The sequence below is a fragment of the Neisseria sp. HMSC055H02 genome, from assembly GCF_001813335.1.
Taxonomy (GTDB): Bacteria; Pseudomonadota; Gammaproteobacteria; order Burkholderiales; family Neisseriaceae; genus Neisseria; species Neisseria sicca_C.
Window position 1 is genome coordinate 60,418 of record NZ_KV812126.1, and the last position, 16,876, is coordinate 77,293.

Consider the following 16,876-nt stretch of genomic DNA (forward strand, 5'->3'; position numbering starts at 1 on the left):
TTCGTCGCCTTGTCCTGATTTAAAGTTAATACACTATAACCGCTTCAGAACAAGCTTTCAAAGGCGGCATAGACGCTGATGACGGCAATCAGGCTGTCCACGCGGTCAAACACGCCGCCGTGTCCGGGCAGCAGATTGCTGCTGTCTTTGATGCCCGCCGCGCGTTTGAGCCAGCTTTCCAACAGGTCGCCGCATACGCTGACAACGGTCAACACCAAACCGATTAACACGGTATTGAACCAGCCTGCGTCAAACGTGAGCCACCCAGCCCACCACACCACAGTCATATACACTGCCACGCAAATCGCGCCGCCGATTGCGCCTTCCCAGCTTTTGCCGGGGCTGACGGTCGGTGCGATTTTGTGTTTGCCGAACGCTTTGCCGCTGAAATACGCGCAAACATCGGCAACCCACACCAAACCCATCACGGCGAGCAGCGACAAGGCATAATCGGGATGCGGACGCAGGGACATGAGTGCGAACCAAAACGGCATGACCAAAAGCCAGCCGACGGTATAAGCCTGCCAGCCGCCATTCAATTTCCATTTGAATTTCAGCCACAAAGGCATAACGACCAGCCAAAACGCCAAAACGGCGTACCAGACGATATCCGGCAGCGTCCAACCGCCTGCGTAGGCGATGACGCCGAACACCAGCGTTGCGGCGAGATAATGATTGGTTTTCAGTTTTTCCAATCCGCTCATGCGGGCGTATTCCCACAGCGTAACCAAGGAAATCAACCCGCAAAATGCCGCCCACAGCCATTGCGGCGCGTAAAACAGCATACCGAGCATCAACGGCAGCATCCACAGCGCCGTGATAATCCGTTGTTTCAACATTTTTAACCCCTTTGCTGCTCTACCGGCAGCTGTTCCGAAGTGCGGCCGAAGCGCCGTTCGCGTTTTTGGAATGAGGCGACAGCATCGTCCAAGGCTTTGCTGTCAAAATCGGGCCACAGGGTATCGGTAAAATAAAGTTCGGCATACGCCATCTGCCAAAGCAGGAAATTGCTGATGCGTGTTTCGCCGCCGGTGCGGATGAACAAATCCGGTTCCGGCGCATCGCCCAGCATCAAGTGTTTCGCCAGCGCGTCTTCCGTAATCTCGGATACACCTTCGGCAATCAGTTTGTTTGCCGCCTGCAAAATATCCCAGCGGCCGCCGTAATCCGCGGCGATGCTCAGGGTCAGGCCGGTATTGTTCGCCGTCAACGCTTCCGCTTCTTCGATGCCTTGCAGAATCTGCCGGTTGAAGCGTTCGCGGCTGCCCAACACCTTCAGGCGCATATTGTTTTCGTGCAGACGGCGCACCTGCTTTTGCAAAGCCTGCAAAAACAGCCCCATCAGGAACGACACTTCGTCTTCGGGACGGCGCCAGTTTTCAGTCGAAAAGGCAAACACGGTCAGATATTGCACACCCAGTTTGGCGCAATGCTTCACCATATTTTCCAACGCGTCCAAGCCGCGTTTGTGCCCCATCACGCGGGGAAGGAAACGCTTTTTCGCCCAACGGCCGTTGCCGTCCATAATCACGGCGATATGCTTCGGAACCGAAGTATGTTCCAAAATGGTCTGCGTGCTGCTCTTCATCTCTGCCTTTCGCAGCGCGGCGGTTCAAAGGTCGTCTGAAACGCCGCGGACAAGGGTTTAAATCGCCATCAAATCTTCTTCTTTGGCAGCCAGCGTTTTATCGGCTTCGGCGATGTATTTGTCGGTCAGTTTTTGAACCGCTTCTTCGCCGCGACGTGCTTCGTCTTCTGAAATTTCTTTGTCTTTCAAGAGTTTTTTGATGTGATCGTTCGCATCGCGGCGCACGTTACGGATGGACACGCGTCCTTCTTCCGCTTCGCTGCGTACGACTTTAATCAAATCTTTACGGCGCTCTTCGGTCAACATAGGCATAGGCACGCGGATCAAATCGCCGACGGCTGCCGGGTTCAGACCCAAGTTTGAATCGCGGATGGCTTTCTCGACTTTGGCTGCCATATTGCTTTCAAAAGGTTTCACGCCGATGGTGCGCGCGTCCAGAAGCGTCACGTTGGCAACTTGGCTGACCGGAACCATGCTGCCCCAGTATTCGACTTCCACTTGGTCCAACAGACCGGTATGCGCACGGCCGGTACGCACTTTTGCCAAATTCTCTTTCAGCACTTCTACCGAGCGCTGCATTTTGCTTTCCGCTGTTTTTTGAATATCGTTAATCATTTTCTGCTTTCAAATAAGATACTGAATTTAAAACCTCGCCCGGACGCATGACCATCCGAACGGCAATCAAGCTGTTAACTGCGCATAGTACCGTCATTCGGCGATTCCGACAAGGCAGGGGCGGTTTTGGGCCTTGTTTCTTAACTGATATTTAAATGCCGTTACAGATGGGATGTATAGAGGGCTGCATCAGCAAAAAAGGTCGTCTGAAAACGGTTTTTCCGCTTTCAGACGACCTTCCTTTATCCGCCAAACTTATTTCTGCTGCTGACGCGTGTACACCAGCGATGTAAGGATGGATGCGCCCAGTGCGCCGAAGACGACGGAGAGGGAAATGGAGATGGGGATGTGCACCCAGTGCATAATCAGCATTTTGATGCCGATGAAGCTCAAGACGAAGGCGAGGCCGTATTTGAGGAAGATGAAACGGTCGGCGACATCGGCAAGCAGGAAATACATGGCACGCAACCCGAGTATGGCGAAGATGTTGGAGGTGAGGACGATGAAGGGGTCGGTGGTTACGGCGAAGACGGCGGGAATGCTGTCCACGGCGAAGATGACATCGCTCAACTCTACCATGATGAGGACGAGCAAAAGCGGGGTGGCGATGCGCTTGCCGTTTTCGATGGTAAAGAATTTTTCGCCTTCAAACTGATGGCTGACGGGGATGACTTTTTTAAGCCAGCCCAAAATCTTGTTTTGCGAGAGATCCTCTTCTTCGGATTCCGGTTTCATCATATGGATGCCGGTATAGACGAGGAATGCGCCGAAAATGTAGAGAATCCATTCGAACCGCTGCACCAGTGCCGCGCCGATAAAAATCATGAGGGCGCGCAGGACGATGGCGCCGAACACGCCGTAAAGGAGGACGCGGTGCTGGTATTTCGGGGAAACTTTGAAGTAACCGAAAATCATCAGGAAAACAAAGATGTTGTCAACGGCAAGGGATTTTTCGAGGATGTAGCCGGTGAAAAATTCGAGGGTCTTTTCTTTGGCAACGACGGCGCCGTAAAGGGGGTTGCCTGCCAGCTCGAAATAGAGCCAGCCTGCGAAGGCACAGGATACGGCGATCCAGACGCAACTCCAGGCGACGGCTTCTTTGACACTGACTTTATGCGCGCCGCTTTTTTTAAGCGAGAGCATGTCGATGATGATCATGATGAAAACAGCGGCGAAGAACACGCCGTAGAAAAGGGGGGAGCCGACGGAAGGGTGTTCGGTCATGTATTCGGATTCCTTGTGATGAGGTGGTTGGATGGCGGCTTTTCAGACGACCCGTCGGGGAAAGGTCGTCTGAAAACAGCTTACCAAGACAAGTAAAACATGGCTTTAGCGAAAAATACGATAAACAGCATATGGGAAAATACGACGGCGTGGATGTATTTGGACCAGCCGACGGTCAGGGTGTGCCGTGCCATTTTGACGACGGCGATAGCGAAATGGACGAGGACGCTGACTGCCAACAGGATTTTGAGGGTAAGGAGCGTACCGAACGAGGTGGCGAAGGGTTGGCTCAAAAAGGGCAGGTATCGGTTGAATACCATGACGATGCCGCTGATGAAAAGCGTAATGACGACGGGCGGCATAACGCGGACGGCGCGGTAGGACATGGCGCGTTCGACTTCTCGGCGCGATTCGCGCGAGACGCGGCCGGTGTGCATGACGGACAAAACCAGCATTTCGAAAAATACGCCGCCGACAAAAGCGATGGCGCAATAGAGGTGGATGATGTGGGCGATGGCGTAGAGACTCATGACCGTGTTCCAAGTGGGATATTCGGGTGAAATTGTATCATCAGTCGGACGTTTTCAGATGACCTCTTCTTCCAAATCGCCTTTACGGGTTTCGCGCAGGTGTTCGCGCAGGCGTTGGAGTTCGTGTTTGTCCAGCCACTTGCGGCGGCTGCGTTGCAGGAGGATGACGAGTGCGGAAATTTCGTTGCGCATATTGGTGCTGAGCCAGAGGAAGCCCTGCCATTCGTAATGGAGGCGGGCGGCGAGTTTGCCCAGCTCGGGATTGATGGAGGTGTCGATGCGGATGCGGCGGGCGTAGTGGCCTTTGATGAGGCGGACGGTCAGGCGCAGGTCGCGTTGGAGACGGTTGAAATGGCGGTCGAGCAGGCGGATTTCGTGTTCGTTGAGGGTGGGGGCTTGCAGCTTGGCGGCGGTGGTGAGGAGCAGCTCGGTGGTGTTGACGATTTTGCGGTGGGCGTGCTGCATGGCTTCCATCATGGCGGAGCTGATGTGGCTTTCGCCCGATGTGGCGGCGAGGTGGCTGCGGCTTTTGACCATGCGGGCGTTGATTTGGCGCATTTTGACCATGTTTTGCTCCAGCCGCTCGCGGGTCATGCGTTTGCCGTTGCTGATTTCGGCAATCATTTTGCCGCATTCGGTCAGGTTGTCGGCAAGCATAAACCGCCACATGAGCGTGGAACGCAGGGGGAGGAGTTTGGCGGCGACGATGGCGATGGCGGCGCCGATCAGGACGTTCATGGCGCGCATAAGGCCGCTGTCGAGCCAGTTGTTGCTGTTGTCGCCGATGAGCATGCACATGGTCAGTCCGGCAAGCATGGGGACGTAGCCGTTTTTGCCGACCGCCGCCCAACCTGCGGCTGCGCTGGCGGTACCGACGGCCAGGTAGAAAAGGATGCCGCCGTGGAAGTAGTGCTGGTTGAGCCACAACAGGGTCAAACCCGCGCCCAAACCGATGACGGTACCGAGCATGCGTTCGACGGCTTTGGAGTAAATCGCGCCTTGAAATTGGAGCATGCCGAGTACGACGAATACGGTCATGCCTATCCATTCGCCGTGTTGGAGGTGGAGGAGTTTGGCGAGCAGGGTGGCAAACAGTACGGCCAGTCCGAGCCGGACGGCGTGTATGAGGCGGCGGTAGCGGTAGCGTTCGTAGGAATTTAGCCAGCGTTTGACGAAGCGTTCGCGTTGTGAGGCGTTCATGATTGGGGCTATCTTGTTGAGATTTTTGGGTTTATCGGGCGGTATTGTAACGGGAATCAGGCAATACGGACAGGATGGAAGGCAAGGTCGTCTGAAACCCCCAATACTGCTTTCAGACGACCTTTAAGGCGCGACGACGGGTGGCGGATAGCCGTGTGCGTCAATTTCAGACGAGGCGAGCCACGGGGTATGGACGAGGTTGACAGGCAGGTGCGCCAATTCAGGGATGTGGCGGCGGACGAATGTGCCGTCGGGATCAAGCCGTCGGGCGGTTTGGATAATGTCGATAGAATGCCGGCGGGCGTTGCGGGCAGCGGTTTGCCAGTTGCCTTCGTTCAGGGCGGGGTCGAAATCGGTTTGCTGCGCGGCGAACCAAACGATGCCGTGTTCGGACGGCTGATGTAAGATGCCGCACAAAAATTCTGCCATCAGGGAGCGCAGGGCGGGATGCAGCCAGCCGCTCGATTTCAGGCTGCGCATGGCGGCATCAATGAGCGGAAAACCTGTTTCCCCCCGCCGCCAGCGTTCCATCAGGTCGTCTGAAAACGGCGCAGATTCGGCATCAGATTCAGGCTCGATGCGGGCGCGGTGGTAAGCAAGCTGCTGATAGAAATCGCGCCGAATCAAGTTGTCCAACCAAGCATCTGCACCCTGCCCTGCGGCTTCGGCCGCCAACACGCGCGGCGAAATGCAGCCTGCGCTCAAATACGCGCTCAAGCGGCTGGTGCCTTTTCTGGCGGGGAAATCCTTCATAATCGGATAAAACCCGATATTTTCCTCAAACTGCCGCCATTGTTTGTCCGCTTCATTTTCTCCGCCGCGCTGCGCAGAAACCATATCCTGCTGCCCGTTCCACGCAGGGAATGACGGCATTTCAACAGAGGCCGTCTGAAAAATTTCAGTGTGTCCGCCTCCCGCATCCCGCCCGCCGAACCGCTGCCGAAACAAAGCCAGCCACGCTTCTTTATAATGCGGGAAGTCGGTATAAGGCGCGCCGTGACTGCCCATGATTTCTGCCTTGGCGAATATGGCACGGTCGTTAACGCGCTCGAACGCAACGCCTTGTTCATCCAAAATCCGCCAAATGCGGTTATCTTGCCCGATTTCAGACGACGTATAGGCTTCGTCTGCAATTACAGTCTGAACATTCAACCGCGTCGCCAAAGCAGGCAATTCTTCCACACGGTTCACCGCATACAAAGCCACGCCACGGGCCGCCAGCAAGCCATGCAAAGCCGCCGCCGCCTGATAATGAAACCAATCCTGACGCGGATTGGGGATTTCAGACGACCTCCGCGCCACCCACACGCCTGCCACAGGCAATCCCCGCTTCACGGCGGCGGACAACGCGGCGTTGTCGCGTATGCGCAGGTTGCGGCGGAACCAGACCAATGTATGTGCTTGCATGGCGATGTCGTCTGAAAGGGATAAGGCGTTTGATTTTAGCAGAAATTTTGCGAGGACAAGGCGGACGGTTTTCAGACGGCCTTTAGGCAGATAACAGATAAAGTGGATTCGGAATAACGCAGCTATAACAAACATACTTAACTTTAAATCCGGCATATCATCAAATTCTGTCATTCCCGTGCAGGCGAGAATCCATCGTGAAACTTGAGAAACCTTGATTTGAAAAACAGTTTCTGAATTTCAAAAATGGATTCCCGCCTGCGCGGGAATGACGAAAACCGATAATTTGCGTATCGAAAATAAAGTCATTTAGCTAAATGTTCATCCACTATCGTTTTAACCGGGTTCGAAGCGGCAAATCGAATTTCCAAAGCCGACATTTCATCGTCGTGAAGAAGCAGGGAAAACCTCAACCTCTCCACCGAATACGGATATCCGGCCTGCAATCTGAATTTGCCTGCCCAAACAAACCAAAGGTCGTCTGAAACCGCATTGTTGGGTTTCAGACGACCTTATCTATTTACTTTTCCCCTTCCCTACCAATGCGATGCCATATTGTCGCGGTGGATAAGTTCGTCTTCGTGGGCGTAGCCTAATTTTTCGGCGATGCGCTCGGACGGGGTTTGCAGGATTTTGGCGGTTTCGCCGCTGCTGTAATTGGTAAGGCCGCGGGCGATTTCTTTGCCGTCGGTATCGAGGATGGCGACGAGTTCGCCGCGGTGGAAATGGCCGTCCGCGCGGATACAGCCGACGGGCAGCAGGCTGGCGTGCTGTTCGGTCAGGGCTTTTGCCGCGCCGCTATCGACGGTCAGGCTGCCGGCGGTTTGGACATGTCCGAGCAGCCATTGTTTGCGGGCGGCGACGCGGCTGTGCGCACTGGTGAAGAGCGTGCCTATACTTTCGCCTTGTTTGAGGCGGACGAGGACGTCGGGTTCGCCTCCCCATGCGACGACGGTGGCGGCCCCGCTGAGTGCAGCGCGTTTGGCGGCTCTCACTTTGGTGTACATGCCGCCGGTACCGACGCTGCTGCCTGCGCCGCCCGCCATGCTTTCGAGGTCGGGATGGTCGGCTGCGATGGTCGGAATCAGTTTGGCTTGCGGATTTTTGCGCGGGTCGCTGTCGTACAGGCCTTTTTGGTCGGTCAGAAGGACGAGGGCGTCGGCTTCGATGAGGTTGGTCACGAGTGCGCCGAGGGTGTCGTTGTCGCCGAGTTTGATTTCGTCGGTGGTCACGGTGTCGTTTTCGTTGATGACGGGGACGATGCCTTTGGACAACAGGGTTTGTAGGGTGCTGCGGGCGTTGAGGTAGCGGGTGCGATTGCTCAGGTCGTCGTGGGTGAGCAGGATTTGGGCGGTGCGGATGCCGTGCGGTGCGAACGCGGCTTCGTAGGCTTGGGCAATGCCGGTTTGCCCGACGGCGGCGGCGGCTTGCAGCTCGTTGATGGCGGTGGGGCGTTTGTTCCAGCCCAGCCGTTTGATGCCTTCGGCGATGGCGCCGCTGGAAACGAGGACGGTTTGCACGCCTTGTTTGCCCAGTTCGGCGATTTGCGCCGCCCAACGGTCAAGTGCGGCTTGGTCTATGCCTTTGCCGCCCGCGGTAACGAGGCTGGAGCCGACTTTGACGACGAGGGTGCGGACGTGGGAGAGGTTTTGTTGGGTCATGGTTGTCCTCGAAAGGGGGCGTTCGGTGGATAAAAAGGCCGTCTGAAAACGGGTTTCAGACGACCTATATTATACGGCTGTCAATACGCGATATACACTGCCCATGTGAGCATGGCGAGAATCAGCCCTGTAAACACGGCAATCAGCGGCCGGACGAATCTGACCCACTGCGTCCACGTTACTTCGGCGGCGGAGAGGAAAATCAGCAGCGCGGCGGAAGTCGGGACGAACATATTGCTCAGGCCGTTGCCCATCAGGAAGGCGAAAATCGTCGTCTGCGGCTGCAAGCCCGACAGTTCGCCCAAGGGGCCGAGTATCGGCATACTGACGGCGACTTTGCCGACCGCCGAGGAGATGACGATGTCCAGCAGGACTTCCGAACCGAAGATGCCGTAGGCGGAAACGTAGGGGCCGTGGGTGCCGAGTGCTTCGACCAGATAATAGATGACGGTATCCAGTATTTTGCCTTTTGCCAGCATCAGCTCGACAGCGGTCGCCAGCCCGATAAGCAACGCGGCGATGACCATTTTGCGCACGCCGGAGACGAAAGCGTCGGCGGCGGTGTTGGCACCCAGCCCGCTGATTGCGCCGATAACCAAGGCAAGGAAGAGGTAATAGCCGGAAAGCTGCACCGCTTTCCAGTGCAGGCTGTGCGAGGCGTAAATCAGGAAACCGACACCGACCGCCAGCGTCAGCAGCATCAGCACTTGGCGCGTACTCAGGCGGCCTGCCGCGTCAACGCTTTGCGCCGCGCAAACCATGCCGTTGCGGCGGATGCGCCAAAAAACAAACAGCGTCGCCACCGACAGCATGACGACGTAGGTAACGACGCGCAGCCACATACCGCTAAACAGCGGCACGCCCAGCATGGGTTGGGCGATGGTGAGGATATAGGGGTTGGTAATCGAAGCCATATGCCCGACCATGTTCCCCAGCGCGACCACCGACAGGCCGATGATGTTGGGCAGCCCCATGCGGTTGGCCAGCGCGACCATAATCGGAATCATCAGCAGATACTCTTTGGAGAAACCGAGAAACGTGGTTCCCGCCGAAAAAATCAGCATCAGCACGGGCACCAGGATATAGAGGTTGTTGCGCGTCAGTGCCAGCACCCGCTCCAAACCCGCCTGCACCGCGCCGCTTTTGTTCAAAATGCCGAACATGCCGCCGACAAACAACACCATAATCACCAACGCCGCCTGCTTGGCGATGCCCTCGGGGACGGCGGTGAAAAAATCGAACAGGCCGACCGGCGCGGCCTTGTCCGCCGCTTCCAACGCCGCCTGCGCCTTCTCACCGCCCGAGGTCAGGATGCCGTGGGCGGAAACCTCTTTTTCCAACACGCGGTACGTGCCGGGAACGACCATTTTGCCGTTGCGCCGATACTCGCCCGAAGGCAGGATATAGGTCAGCACGGCGGCAATCAGGGCGATGGCCAGCATCATCAGCGCGGGATTGAAGGTGGCTTTGGAAATGGGGGCTTCGGCGTTGTATTGTCCGGGACGGTCCATAAAGGTTCCTTTCATTCGGGGAAGCGGATAGGTTCGGCCGGCAATGGTTTGTGCGTGTTCGGATTCGGCAGATACCGTGTATTTTGTTTTTCAGACGACCTTGGCCGGAATCGCCAGCCAACCGCCGCAAGGTATGGATGTATGGATTGCAAAAAGGGTAAAAAGTTCATGGGGGTCGTCTGAAAGCGCAGCTTCAACGAAGTTAAAACCATAAGCCGTCATTCCCGCGCAGGCGGGAATCCAGAAAATCTGCGGGCTGCGGCAATACTTTGAAAGGATACTGAAACTTCAAAGGCCTGGATTCCCGTTTTCACGGGAATGACGGAATATGAAGTTGCCGCAATTCCCGACAGGCCGTCTGAAAGCGCAGTTTCAACGGAGTTAAAACGACAAACCGTCATTCGCGGTTGCGTGCGTGCCAGAAATAACGCCATACGAAACAGGGGAAGGCGAATATCAGGTAGAGGCAGATTACAGTAGCGTAAAACTCCCAGTCTTGTTGGTGTACCGCGCCGGCGCGGGATTCGAGGATATAGGCGAGGACGGCGGTCAGGATGAAGCCTACCGCCAATTCGACGAGGTGATGCCCGATATGTTTGCGCTTGAGCTGGAATACACCGAAAAATTTGGTGGTAACGAAGGGGGCGTTGGCGAAGATGAGTGCCAATACCAAAAGGATGTACATGGATGCGGTCATGATGGTGTGTCTTTCTGTTTTCAGACGGCCTTTTTGATTCAAAAGGCCGTCTGAAAAAACAATCTTGAGCTGCGTATCTTAACAAAAACGGCAGCCTCTGACACGGCTGCCGTTTCGGTTCATCACTTTACAAGGTGTTTTCCAAAGCCCTAGCGCACCAGTCAATCACCGTTTGTGGCATGATGCCCCACAAAATCAGCAAAAACGCGTTAACGCTCAGGAAGAATTTAGCGGCATAGTTGCTGCCGACGGGCTGGTCATGGGTGGATTCGTCGAAATACATGACTTTAACCACGCGCAGGTAGTAGAACGCGCCGATTAACGACATCACCACGGCGAACACGGCAAGTACGATGTATGTGCTGCCCGCCATGGCGGCGTTTTGGGCGGTCGATGCGCTCAACAAAGCCTTAATCACGCCGAATTTGGCGTAAAAGCCCATCAGCGGCGGGATACCGGCCATGGAGAACATCGCCAGCAGCATCAGGAAGGCAAACCAGGCATGGCGCTGGTTCAAACCTGCCAAATCTTTGATTTCTTCACACTCGATATTGTCGGTGGACAATACCATCAATACGCCGAAACCGACCGCCGCCATCAGCGCGTAAGTAATGGCGTAATACAAGCCCGCCGCGAAACCGACCGCTCCCGCCATAAACGCCAGCAGGATGAAACCCATATGCGATATGGTGGAATAGGCAAGCATACGTTTGATGTTGGCCTGCATGATGGCGGCAAGGTTACCGATCAACAGCGATGCCACCGCCAACACGGCGAACATCTGCGACCAGTCGTGATGCACCGTTCCCAAACCGGTAACCAAGATGCGGAAGGCAAAGACGACGGCGGCAATTTTCGGCGCCGTACCGACAAACGCGGCAACAGATGTCGGCGCACCGTGATACACGTCGGGCACCCACATATGAAACGGCACTGCGCCCAGTTTGAACGCTATCGCCACGACGATAAACACCAGCCCCAGTTTCAACAGCCATTCGTTGGCAATCTCGCTGTACGACGACGCCAAAACAGTGGCGAAGTCGAGTGAATGCGTCGCGCCGTAGACCATCGAAATGCCGTAGAGCAGCAGGCCGGAAGCCAGCGCGCCCAAGACAAAATATTTGAGCGCGGCTTCGGCGGAACGGCCGGAATCGCGGCGCAGTGCAATCATGGCGTAAAGCGACAGCGACAAAAGTTCCAAACCGATGTAGGCGGTCAGGAAATGCGCCGCGCTCACCATCACGCTCATGCCTAACAGGGCAAACAGCGACAAAGTGTAAAACTCGCCTTTAAAAATACCACGCGCCTGATTGTACGGTTTGCTGTAAATAAACAGCCCGAAGGTCAGTCCGTACAACACCAGCTTGGACAGGCGCGACATACCGTCGGCGATATACATCCCGTGAAACGCCAACGTACTGCCCTGCTCCCACACCGCCAGCTGCGTAACCGCCACGATAATAACGGTTCCCAAACTCATCAAATGGGTCAGATAGCGGTTTTTATCGCTAATCCACAAATCTGCCAGCAATACGGCAATCAGCAGCGCAAACAGCACGATTTCGGGCATGGCAGGCATTAAGTTCAAATCAATCAAGTTCATTCGCACACCTCAAATCTTGCTTTGCGCCACATGGGCAATCAAATCGTTTGCCGCCTGATGCACCACTTCGATAAACGCCTGCGGATACAGGCCCATACCCAATACCGCAACCGCCAAAATCGCCAGAATCGCAAATTCGCGGCAGTTGATGTCTTTCATATCGGCAACGTGCGGATTGCCGACCGCGCCGAAAATCACGCGTTTATACATCCACAGCGTGTAAGACGCGCCGTAAATCAGCGTCAGCGCCGCCAGCGCGCCTACCCAGAAATTCACTTTGACCGCGCCCATAATCACCATAAACTCGCCCACGAAGCCCGAAGTCGCCGGCAGACCCGCGTTTGCCATCGCAAACAGCATCATAAACGCCGCAAACTTGGGCATCACGTTCACCACGCCGCCGTAATCGGCAATATTGCGCGTGTGCAGGCGGTCGTACATCACGCCGATGCACATAAACATCGCCGCCGACACGAAACCGTGCGAAATCATCTGGATAACCGCGCCTTTCAACGCCCAGTCGTTCAACTGGCCGTTAATGAACAAGAACATTCCCAAGGTAACGAAACCCATATGGCTGATGGACGAATACGCCACCAGTTTTTTCATATCGGTCTGCACCAGCGCAACCATACCGATATACACCACCGCAATCAGGCTCAAAACGATGATGACCGGCGCGAAATAGCGCGACGCATCGGGCAGAATCGGCAGGATGAAGCGCAAAAAGCCGTATGCGCCCAATTTCAGCGTAATCGCCGCCAACACCATCGAACCGCCCGTCGGCGCCTCAACGTGGGCATCCGGCAGCCAAGTGTGCACGGGGAACATCGGCACTTTCACCGCAAACGACAGGAAGAACGCCACAAACAAAAGCTGTTGCACGCCCAGCGGAATCTGTTTGATGTTTTGGAAATCCTCAATCGCAAAGCCACCGACTTGGTAAGACAGATACACAATCGCCACCAGCATCAGCAACGAACCCATCAGCGTATAGAGAAACAGCTTCACCGACGCATACACGCGGCGCGGACCGCCCCACACACCGATAATCAGGTACAACGGAATCAGCATACCCTCGAAGAACACATAAAACAGCAGGGCATCCCGCGCTGAAAACGCGCCGTTAATCAGGCCCGACATGATTAAAAACGCCGCCATATACTGCGCCGGACGCTTCTGAATCACTTCCCAACCCGCCAGCACCACCATCAGCGTGATAAACGCATTCAGAATGACAAACAGCACCGAAATACCGTCCACACCCAGCGAGTAGTTGATTCGCAAAAGCGGAATCCACTCGTGGAACTCGGTAAATTGATAGCCGCCGCTCAAACGGTCGAAACCCGTAAACAAAGGCAGCGTTACCAAGAAACCGGCAAGCGCACCGATTAAAGCGAGCACGCGGGCAAGCGGCGCACGGCTGTCCGGCCCCGTCGCCAAAACCAGCACGCCCGCAGCGATGGGTATCCATATTGCCAAGCTGAGTAGGTAGTTGGAAAACATAGTGGTTAACCTGTGGTTAAAATAAAAATATAGTTGTGTGGGTTGGTTTTTCAGACGGCGTTTCAGGAGGTCGTCTGAAAAAGGTTTGTTCAGGCTTCTGCTATTTATCTCAAGCTAATTCTGCCGAATCTTCCAGCCGTAGGTCGGATTCTCGAATCCGACACGCTGTACTATTTTCTTTTTCATGTCGGATACAAGTATCCGACCTACAACTTGAATGGTTTTCTTTTTCAGACGACCTCAAACACTGCCTTCTTTCTCAATCACCAAAATCCGCGCTTCGCCGCACGGATGGGCAACGTGTTCCGTACCGATTCCTGCGTAGAAGATGTCGCCGCTTTTCAACCGAACGATGTGCTCTTCGCCGTTTTCCCGGTAGTGCATATCGACTTCGCCGTCCATTACGGCAAACACTTCCTCGCCGTCGTTGACGTGCCATTTGTAGGGCTGGTCCGTCCAGTGCAGGCGCACGGTGGTGCCGTTCATATTGGCGATGTCGAGTGCGCCCCATGCTCGGGGAGCGGTAAATTCGGCGGAGCGGATGGTATGCGTGTCGGGCATTTTCGCGTCTCTTTGATTCTGTATCTAGATAAACCTGTCGATACAACTGTTTATTAAATCCCGTCATTCCCGCGCAGGCGGGAATCCAGAACGTAGATTTTAGGAAGCCTTTTTCCTTGACAGGTTTATGCGCCGATAGGTCTGGATTCCCGCCTGCGCGGGAATGACGGCAGTCGGCAAATTCCGTATCTATCCAAGTAAATCAATTATGACCGAAATGTTGACTGCCCCCCATCAACACGGTTGGTTTCCATCTCCAGTTTAATGAACGCATCAATCATGCTGCGCCAAACTGCTTCGGCTACGTCGGGCGACAAACCGGCCTTTTCGGCATAGGCACGGCGCGAGGCAATCACTTGCGCTACCCGTTCGGGCGCGGAAACCGCCTGCATATCGTTTTTAGGTTTCAGACGGCCTGCCTGCCGTACCAGCTTCTGCCGGCGGGCGAGCAATTCTATTAATTCCTTGTCCAAACCGTCGATGGCTTCGCGGACTTCGTCTAGGGTTTGCGGTAATTTGTCTTCAACCATTGTTTCTCGTGTTTCCTTTTTCTGACGACCTAAACGTCGTCTGAAAATCTCATCTTTACCTGAGCAATCCCGATGAACCCGACACGCTGTACTATTTTCTTTTTCATATCGGATACAAGTATCCGACCTACAACTCGAATGGTTCTTTTTCAGACGACCTCTACACCGGCTACGGACAGGTCGTCTGAAAATCTGTCTTTATCTGAACAAGCCCCAGAAGGTCATGCCGAGCAAAACCAATACGCCGAACACCATAGCGGCGGCGTAGGTGTAGATAAAGCCGGTTTGGACTTTGCGTATCTGAGCGGCAATCGCGCCAACCAGTTTGGCGGAGCCGTTGACGATGCCGTTGTCGATAATCGCGGTATCGCCGACTTTCCAGAAGAAGTTGCCCAATGCGCGCGTGCCTTTGGCGAAGACGTTGAAATACAGGGCGTCGAGGTAGTATTTGTTTTCAAACAAAACGTAAACCGGACGGAACGTCTGCGCGATTTTGGCGGGCAGGTGCGGCAGTTTGACGTACAAAAGCCATGCGCTCAATACGCCTGCGATAGCGAGGTAGAGGACGGGCGAATGCAGGCTGTGCGACACCATTGCCAATGCGCCGTGGAACTCTTCTTTCATGATGTGCATGGTCGGATGCGCGTCGGCATTGACGAAAATCACCTCTTTGAAGAAATCGCCGTAGAGCATGGGTTCGATGGCGATGTAGCCGATGATGACGGACGGAATGGCAAGCAGAATCAGCGGCAGGGTAACGACCAGCGGGCTTTCGTGCGGATTGTCGTTTTTGCCCAAGCCGTGATGTTCTTCGCCATGGTCGTCTGAATGGTGTTCGGGCAGGCTGCGCCATTTTTCTTCGCCGTGGAACACCATAAAGTATTGGCGGAACGCGTAAAACGCGGTAACGAACACGCTGACGAGAACAGCAAAATAGGCAAAGCCGCTACCCGGCAGGGTGCTGTATTTCGCTGCTTCGATAATCGAATCTTTGGAGTAAAAGCCGGAGAAGAACGGCGTACCGATCAGCGACAAGTTACCGATCAGCATGGTCAGCCAAGTAATCGGCATGTATTTTTTCAAATTGCCCATGTGGCGCATGTCTTGGTCGTGGTGCATACCGATAATGGCGCTACCCGCCGCCAAGAACAGCAAGGCTTTAAAGAAGGCGTGGGTCATGACGTGGAACATCGCCACGGAATAGGCGGACGCGCCCAGAGCCACGGTCATATAGCCCAGTTGCGACAGGGTGGAATACGCAACCACGCGCTTGATGTCGTTTTGAATCACGCCCAAGAAGCCCATAAACAGGGCGGTAATCGCGCCAATCACCATGATGATCGACAGCGCGGTGCTGCTCATTTCGTAAATCGGCGACATACGCGACACCATGAACAGACCTGCCGTAACCATGGTTGCGGCGTGAATCAATGCAGAAATCGGGGTCGGGCCTTCCATCGAATCGGGCAGCCAGACATGCAGCGGGAACTGAGCCGATTTACCCATCGCACCCACAAACAACAGCAAACAGGTTACGGTAATCAACGACCATTCCACACCGGGGAAAAGCTGGATGGTGGCATTTTGGACGTTGGGCAGATAGGCGAATACGTCCTGATAGCGCAGGCTGCCGCCGAAATAGGCAAGCACCAAGCCGATACCGAGCAAAAAGCCGAAGTCGCCGACGCGGTTGATCAAAAAGGCTTTCAGGTTGGCAAAAATCGCGCTCGGACGTTTGAAATAGAAACCGATCAAGAGATACGACACCAAGCCCACCGCTTCCCAACCGAAGAAGAGCTGGATGAAGTTGTTACTCATAATCAGCATCAACATGCTGAATGTAAACAAAGAAATATAGCTGAAGAAGCGTTGGTAGCCTACTGCTTCGTCGTGCATATAGCCGATGGTGTAGATATGCACCATCAGCGACACGCCGGTAACCACCGCCATCATCATCGCCGTCATCGTATCGACCAAGAAGCCGACGGAAAAATCCAAACCGCCCATCGTCAGCCAGGTATAGACGTTCTCGTCAAACTTGGCGCGGCTGCCGTCGATAAAGCCCCACAACACATAAGCCGACAGCACGGCGGACACTGCCACGCCGAGTATCGTAACCGTATGCGCGCCGGCACGTCCGATTTTATTGCCGAACAAACCCGCAATCAGCGAGCCTGCCAAAGGCACGAGGGCAATGATGAGATATAAAGTCATGTCGTTCATTTTGGATGAACCTTTTTGAT

15 protein-coding genes are annotated in these 16,876 nt (G+C 54.9%); all 15 read right to left on the reverse strand.

Features of this window, described 5'->3' with window-relative positions; genetic code table 11:
• Positions 1-44: 44 nt before the first annotated feature.
• Positions 45-839: a phosphatidate cytidylyltransferase gene (locus tag HMPREF2907_RS10905; RefSeq protein ID WP_049223803.1), complete on the reverse strand. Its 795-nt coding sequence runs from the start codon at positions 837-839 to the stop codon at positions 45-47.
• A gap of 2 nt (positions 840-841) precedes the next feature.
• Positions 842-1,588, reverse strand: coding sequence for an isoprenyl transferase (locus HMPREF2907_RS10910; RefSeq protein ID WP_003758925.1), 747 nt, complete (start codon positions 1,586-1,588; stop codon positions 842-844).
• A gap of 57 nt (positions 1,589-1,645) precedes the next feature.
• Positions 1,646-2,203, reverse strand: a complete 558-nt coding sequence (gene frr, locus HMPREF2907_RS10915; protein WP_003758927.1) for a ribosome recycling factor — start codon at positions 2,201-2,203, stop codon at positions 1,646-1,648.
• A 255-nt stretch (positions 2,204-2,458) separates the two neighbouring features.
• Complete coding sequence (locus HMPREF2907_RS10920) at positions 2,459-3,427, reverse strand: TerC family protein (protein ID WP_070682696.1); 969 nt, start codon at positions 3,425-3,427, stop codon at positions 2,459-2,461.
• Between the two features lie 80 nt (positions 3,428-3,507).
• Entirely contained in the window at positions 3,508-3,957 is a 450-nt protein-coding gene (locus HMPREF2907_RS10925; RefSeq protein WP_016686900.1) for a CopD family copper resistance protein, read from the reverse strand.
• A gap of 54 nt (positions 3,958-4,011) precedes the next feature.
• Positions 4,012-5,157 (reverse strand): FUSC family protein, encoded by a 1,146-nt coding sequence (locus tag HMPREF2907_RS10930; RefSeq protein WP_070682697.1) that lies wholly within the window; start codon positions 5,155-5,157, stop codon positions 4,012-4,014.
• Between the two features lie 123 nt (positions 5,158-5,280).
• Entirely contained in the window at positions 5,281-6,564 is a 1,284-nt protein-coding gene (locus HMPREF2907_RS10935) for an FAD-binding domain-containing protein (RefSeq protein ID WP_070682698.1), read from the reverse strand.
• Between the two features lie 536 nt (positions 6,565-7,100).
• Positions 7,101-8,225, reverse strand: a complete 1,125-nt coding sequence (gene proB, locus HMPREF2907_RS10940) for a glutamate 5-kinase (protein ID WP_070682699.1) — start codon at positions 8,223-8,225, stop codon at positions 7,101-7,103.
• 80 nt (positions 8,226-8,305) lie between these two features.
• A complete protein-coding gene (locus HMPREF2907_RS10945) occupies positions 8,306-9,736 on the reverse strand; it encodes a YfcC family protein (protein ID WP_070682700.1) in 1,431 nt (476 codons plus the stop codon).
• 397 nt (positions 9,737-10,133) lie between these two features.
• Positions 10,134-10,433, reverse strand: a complete 300-nt coding sequence (locus HMPREF2907_RS10950) for a DUF2818 family protein (RefSeq protein ID WP_070682701.1) — start codon at positions 10,431-10,433, stop codon at positions 10,134-10,136.
• 127 nt (positions 10,434-10,560) lie between these two features.
• On the reverse strand, positions 10,561-12,036 hold the full coding sequence (gene nuoN, locus HMPREF2907_RS10955; protein ID WP_070682702.1) for an NADH-quinone oxidoreductase subunit NuoN: 1,476 nt from the start codon (positions 12,034-12,036) through the stop codon (positions 10,561-10,563).
• Positions 12,037-12,045: 9 nt separating this feature from the next.
• Entirely contained in the window at positions 12,046-13,542 is a 1,497-nt protein-coding gene (locus tag HMPREF2907_RS10960) for an NADH-quinone oxidoreductase subunit M (RefSeq protein ID WP_060974819.1), read from the reverse strand.
• 240 nt (positions 13,543-13,782) lie between these two features.
• The gene (locus HMPREF2907_RS10965) at positions 13,783-14,103 is read right to left on the reverse strand and encodes a cupin domain-containing protein (protein WP_003759437.1); all 321 of its coding nucleotides are present in this window, start codon (positions 14,101-14,103) and stop codon (positions 13,783-13,785) included.
• A gap of 206 nt (positions 14,104-14,309) precedes the next feature.
• Complete coding sequence (locus tag HMPREF2907_RS10970) at positions 14,310-14,633, reverse strand: chorismate mutase (RefSeq protein WP_070682703.1); 324 nt, start codon at positions 14,631-14,633, stop codon at positions 14,310-14,312.
• Positions 14,634-14,831: 198 nt separating this feature from the next.
• Entirely contained in the window at positions 14,832-16,856 is a 2,025-nt protein-coding gene (nuoL, locus tag HMPREF2907_RS10975) for an NADH-quinone oxidoreductase subunit L (RefSeq protein WP_070682704.1), read from the reverse strand.
• Positions 16,857-16,876 lie beyond the last annotated feature (20 nt).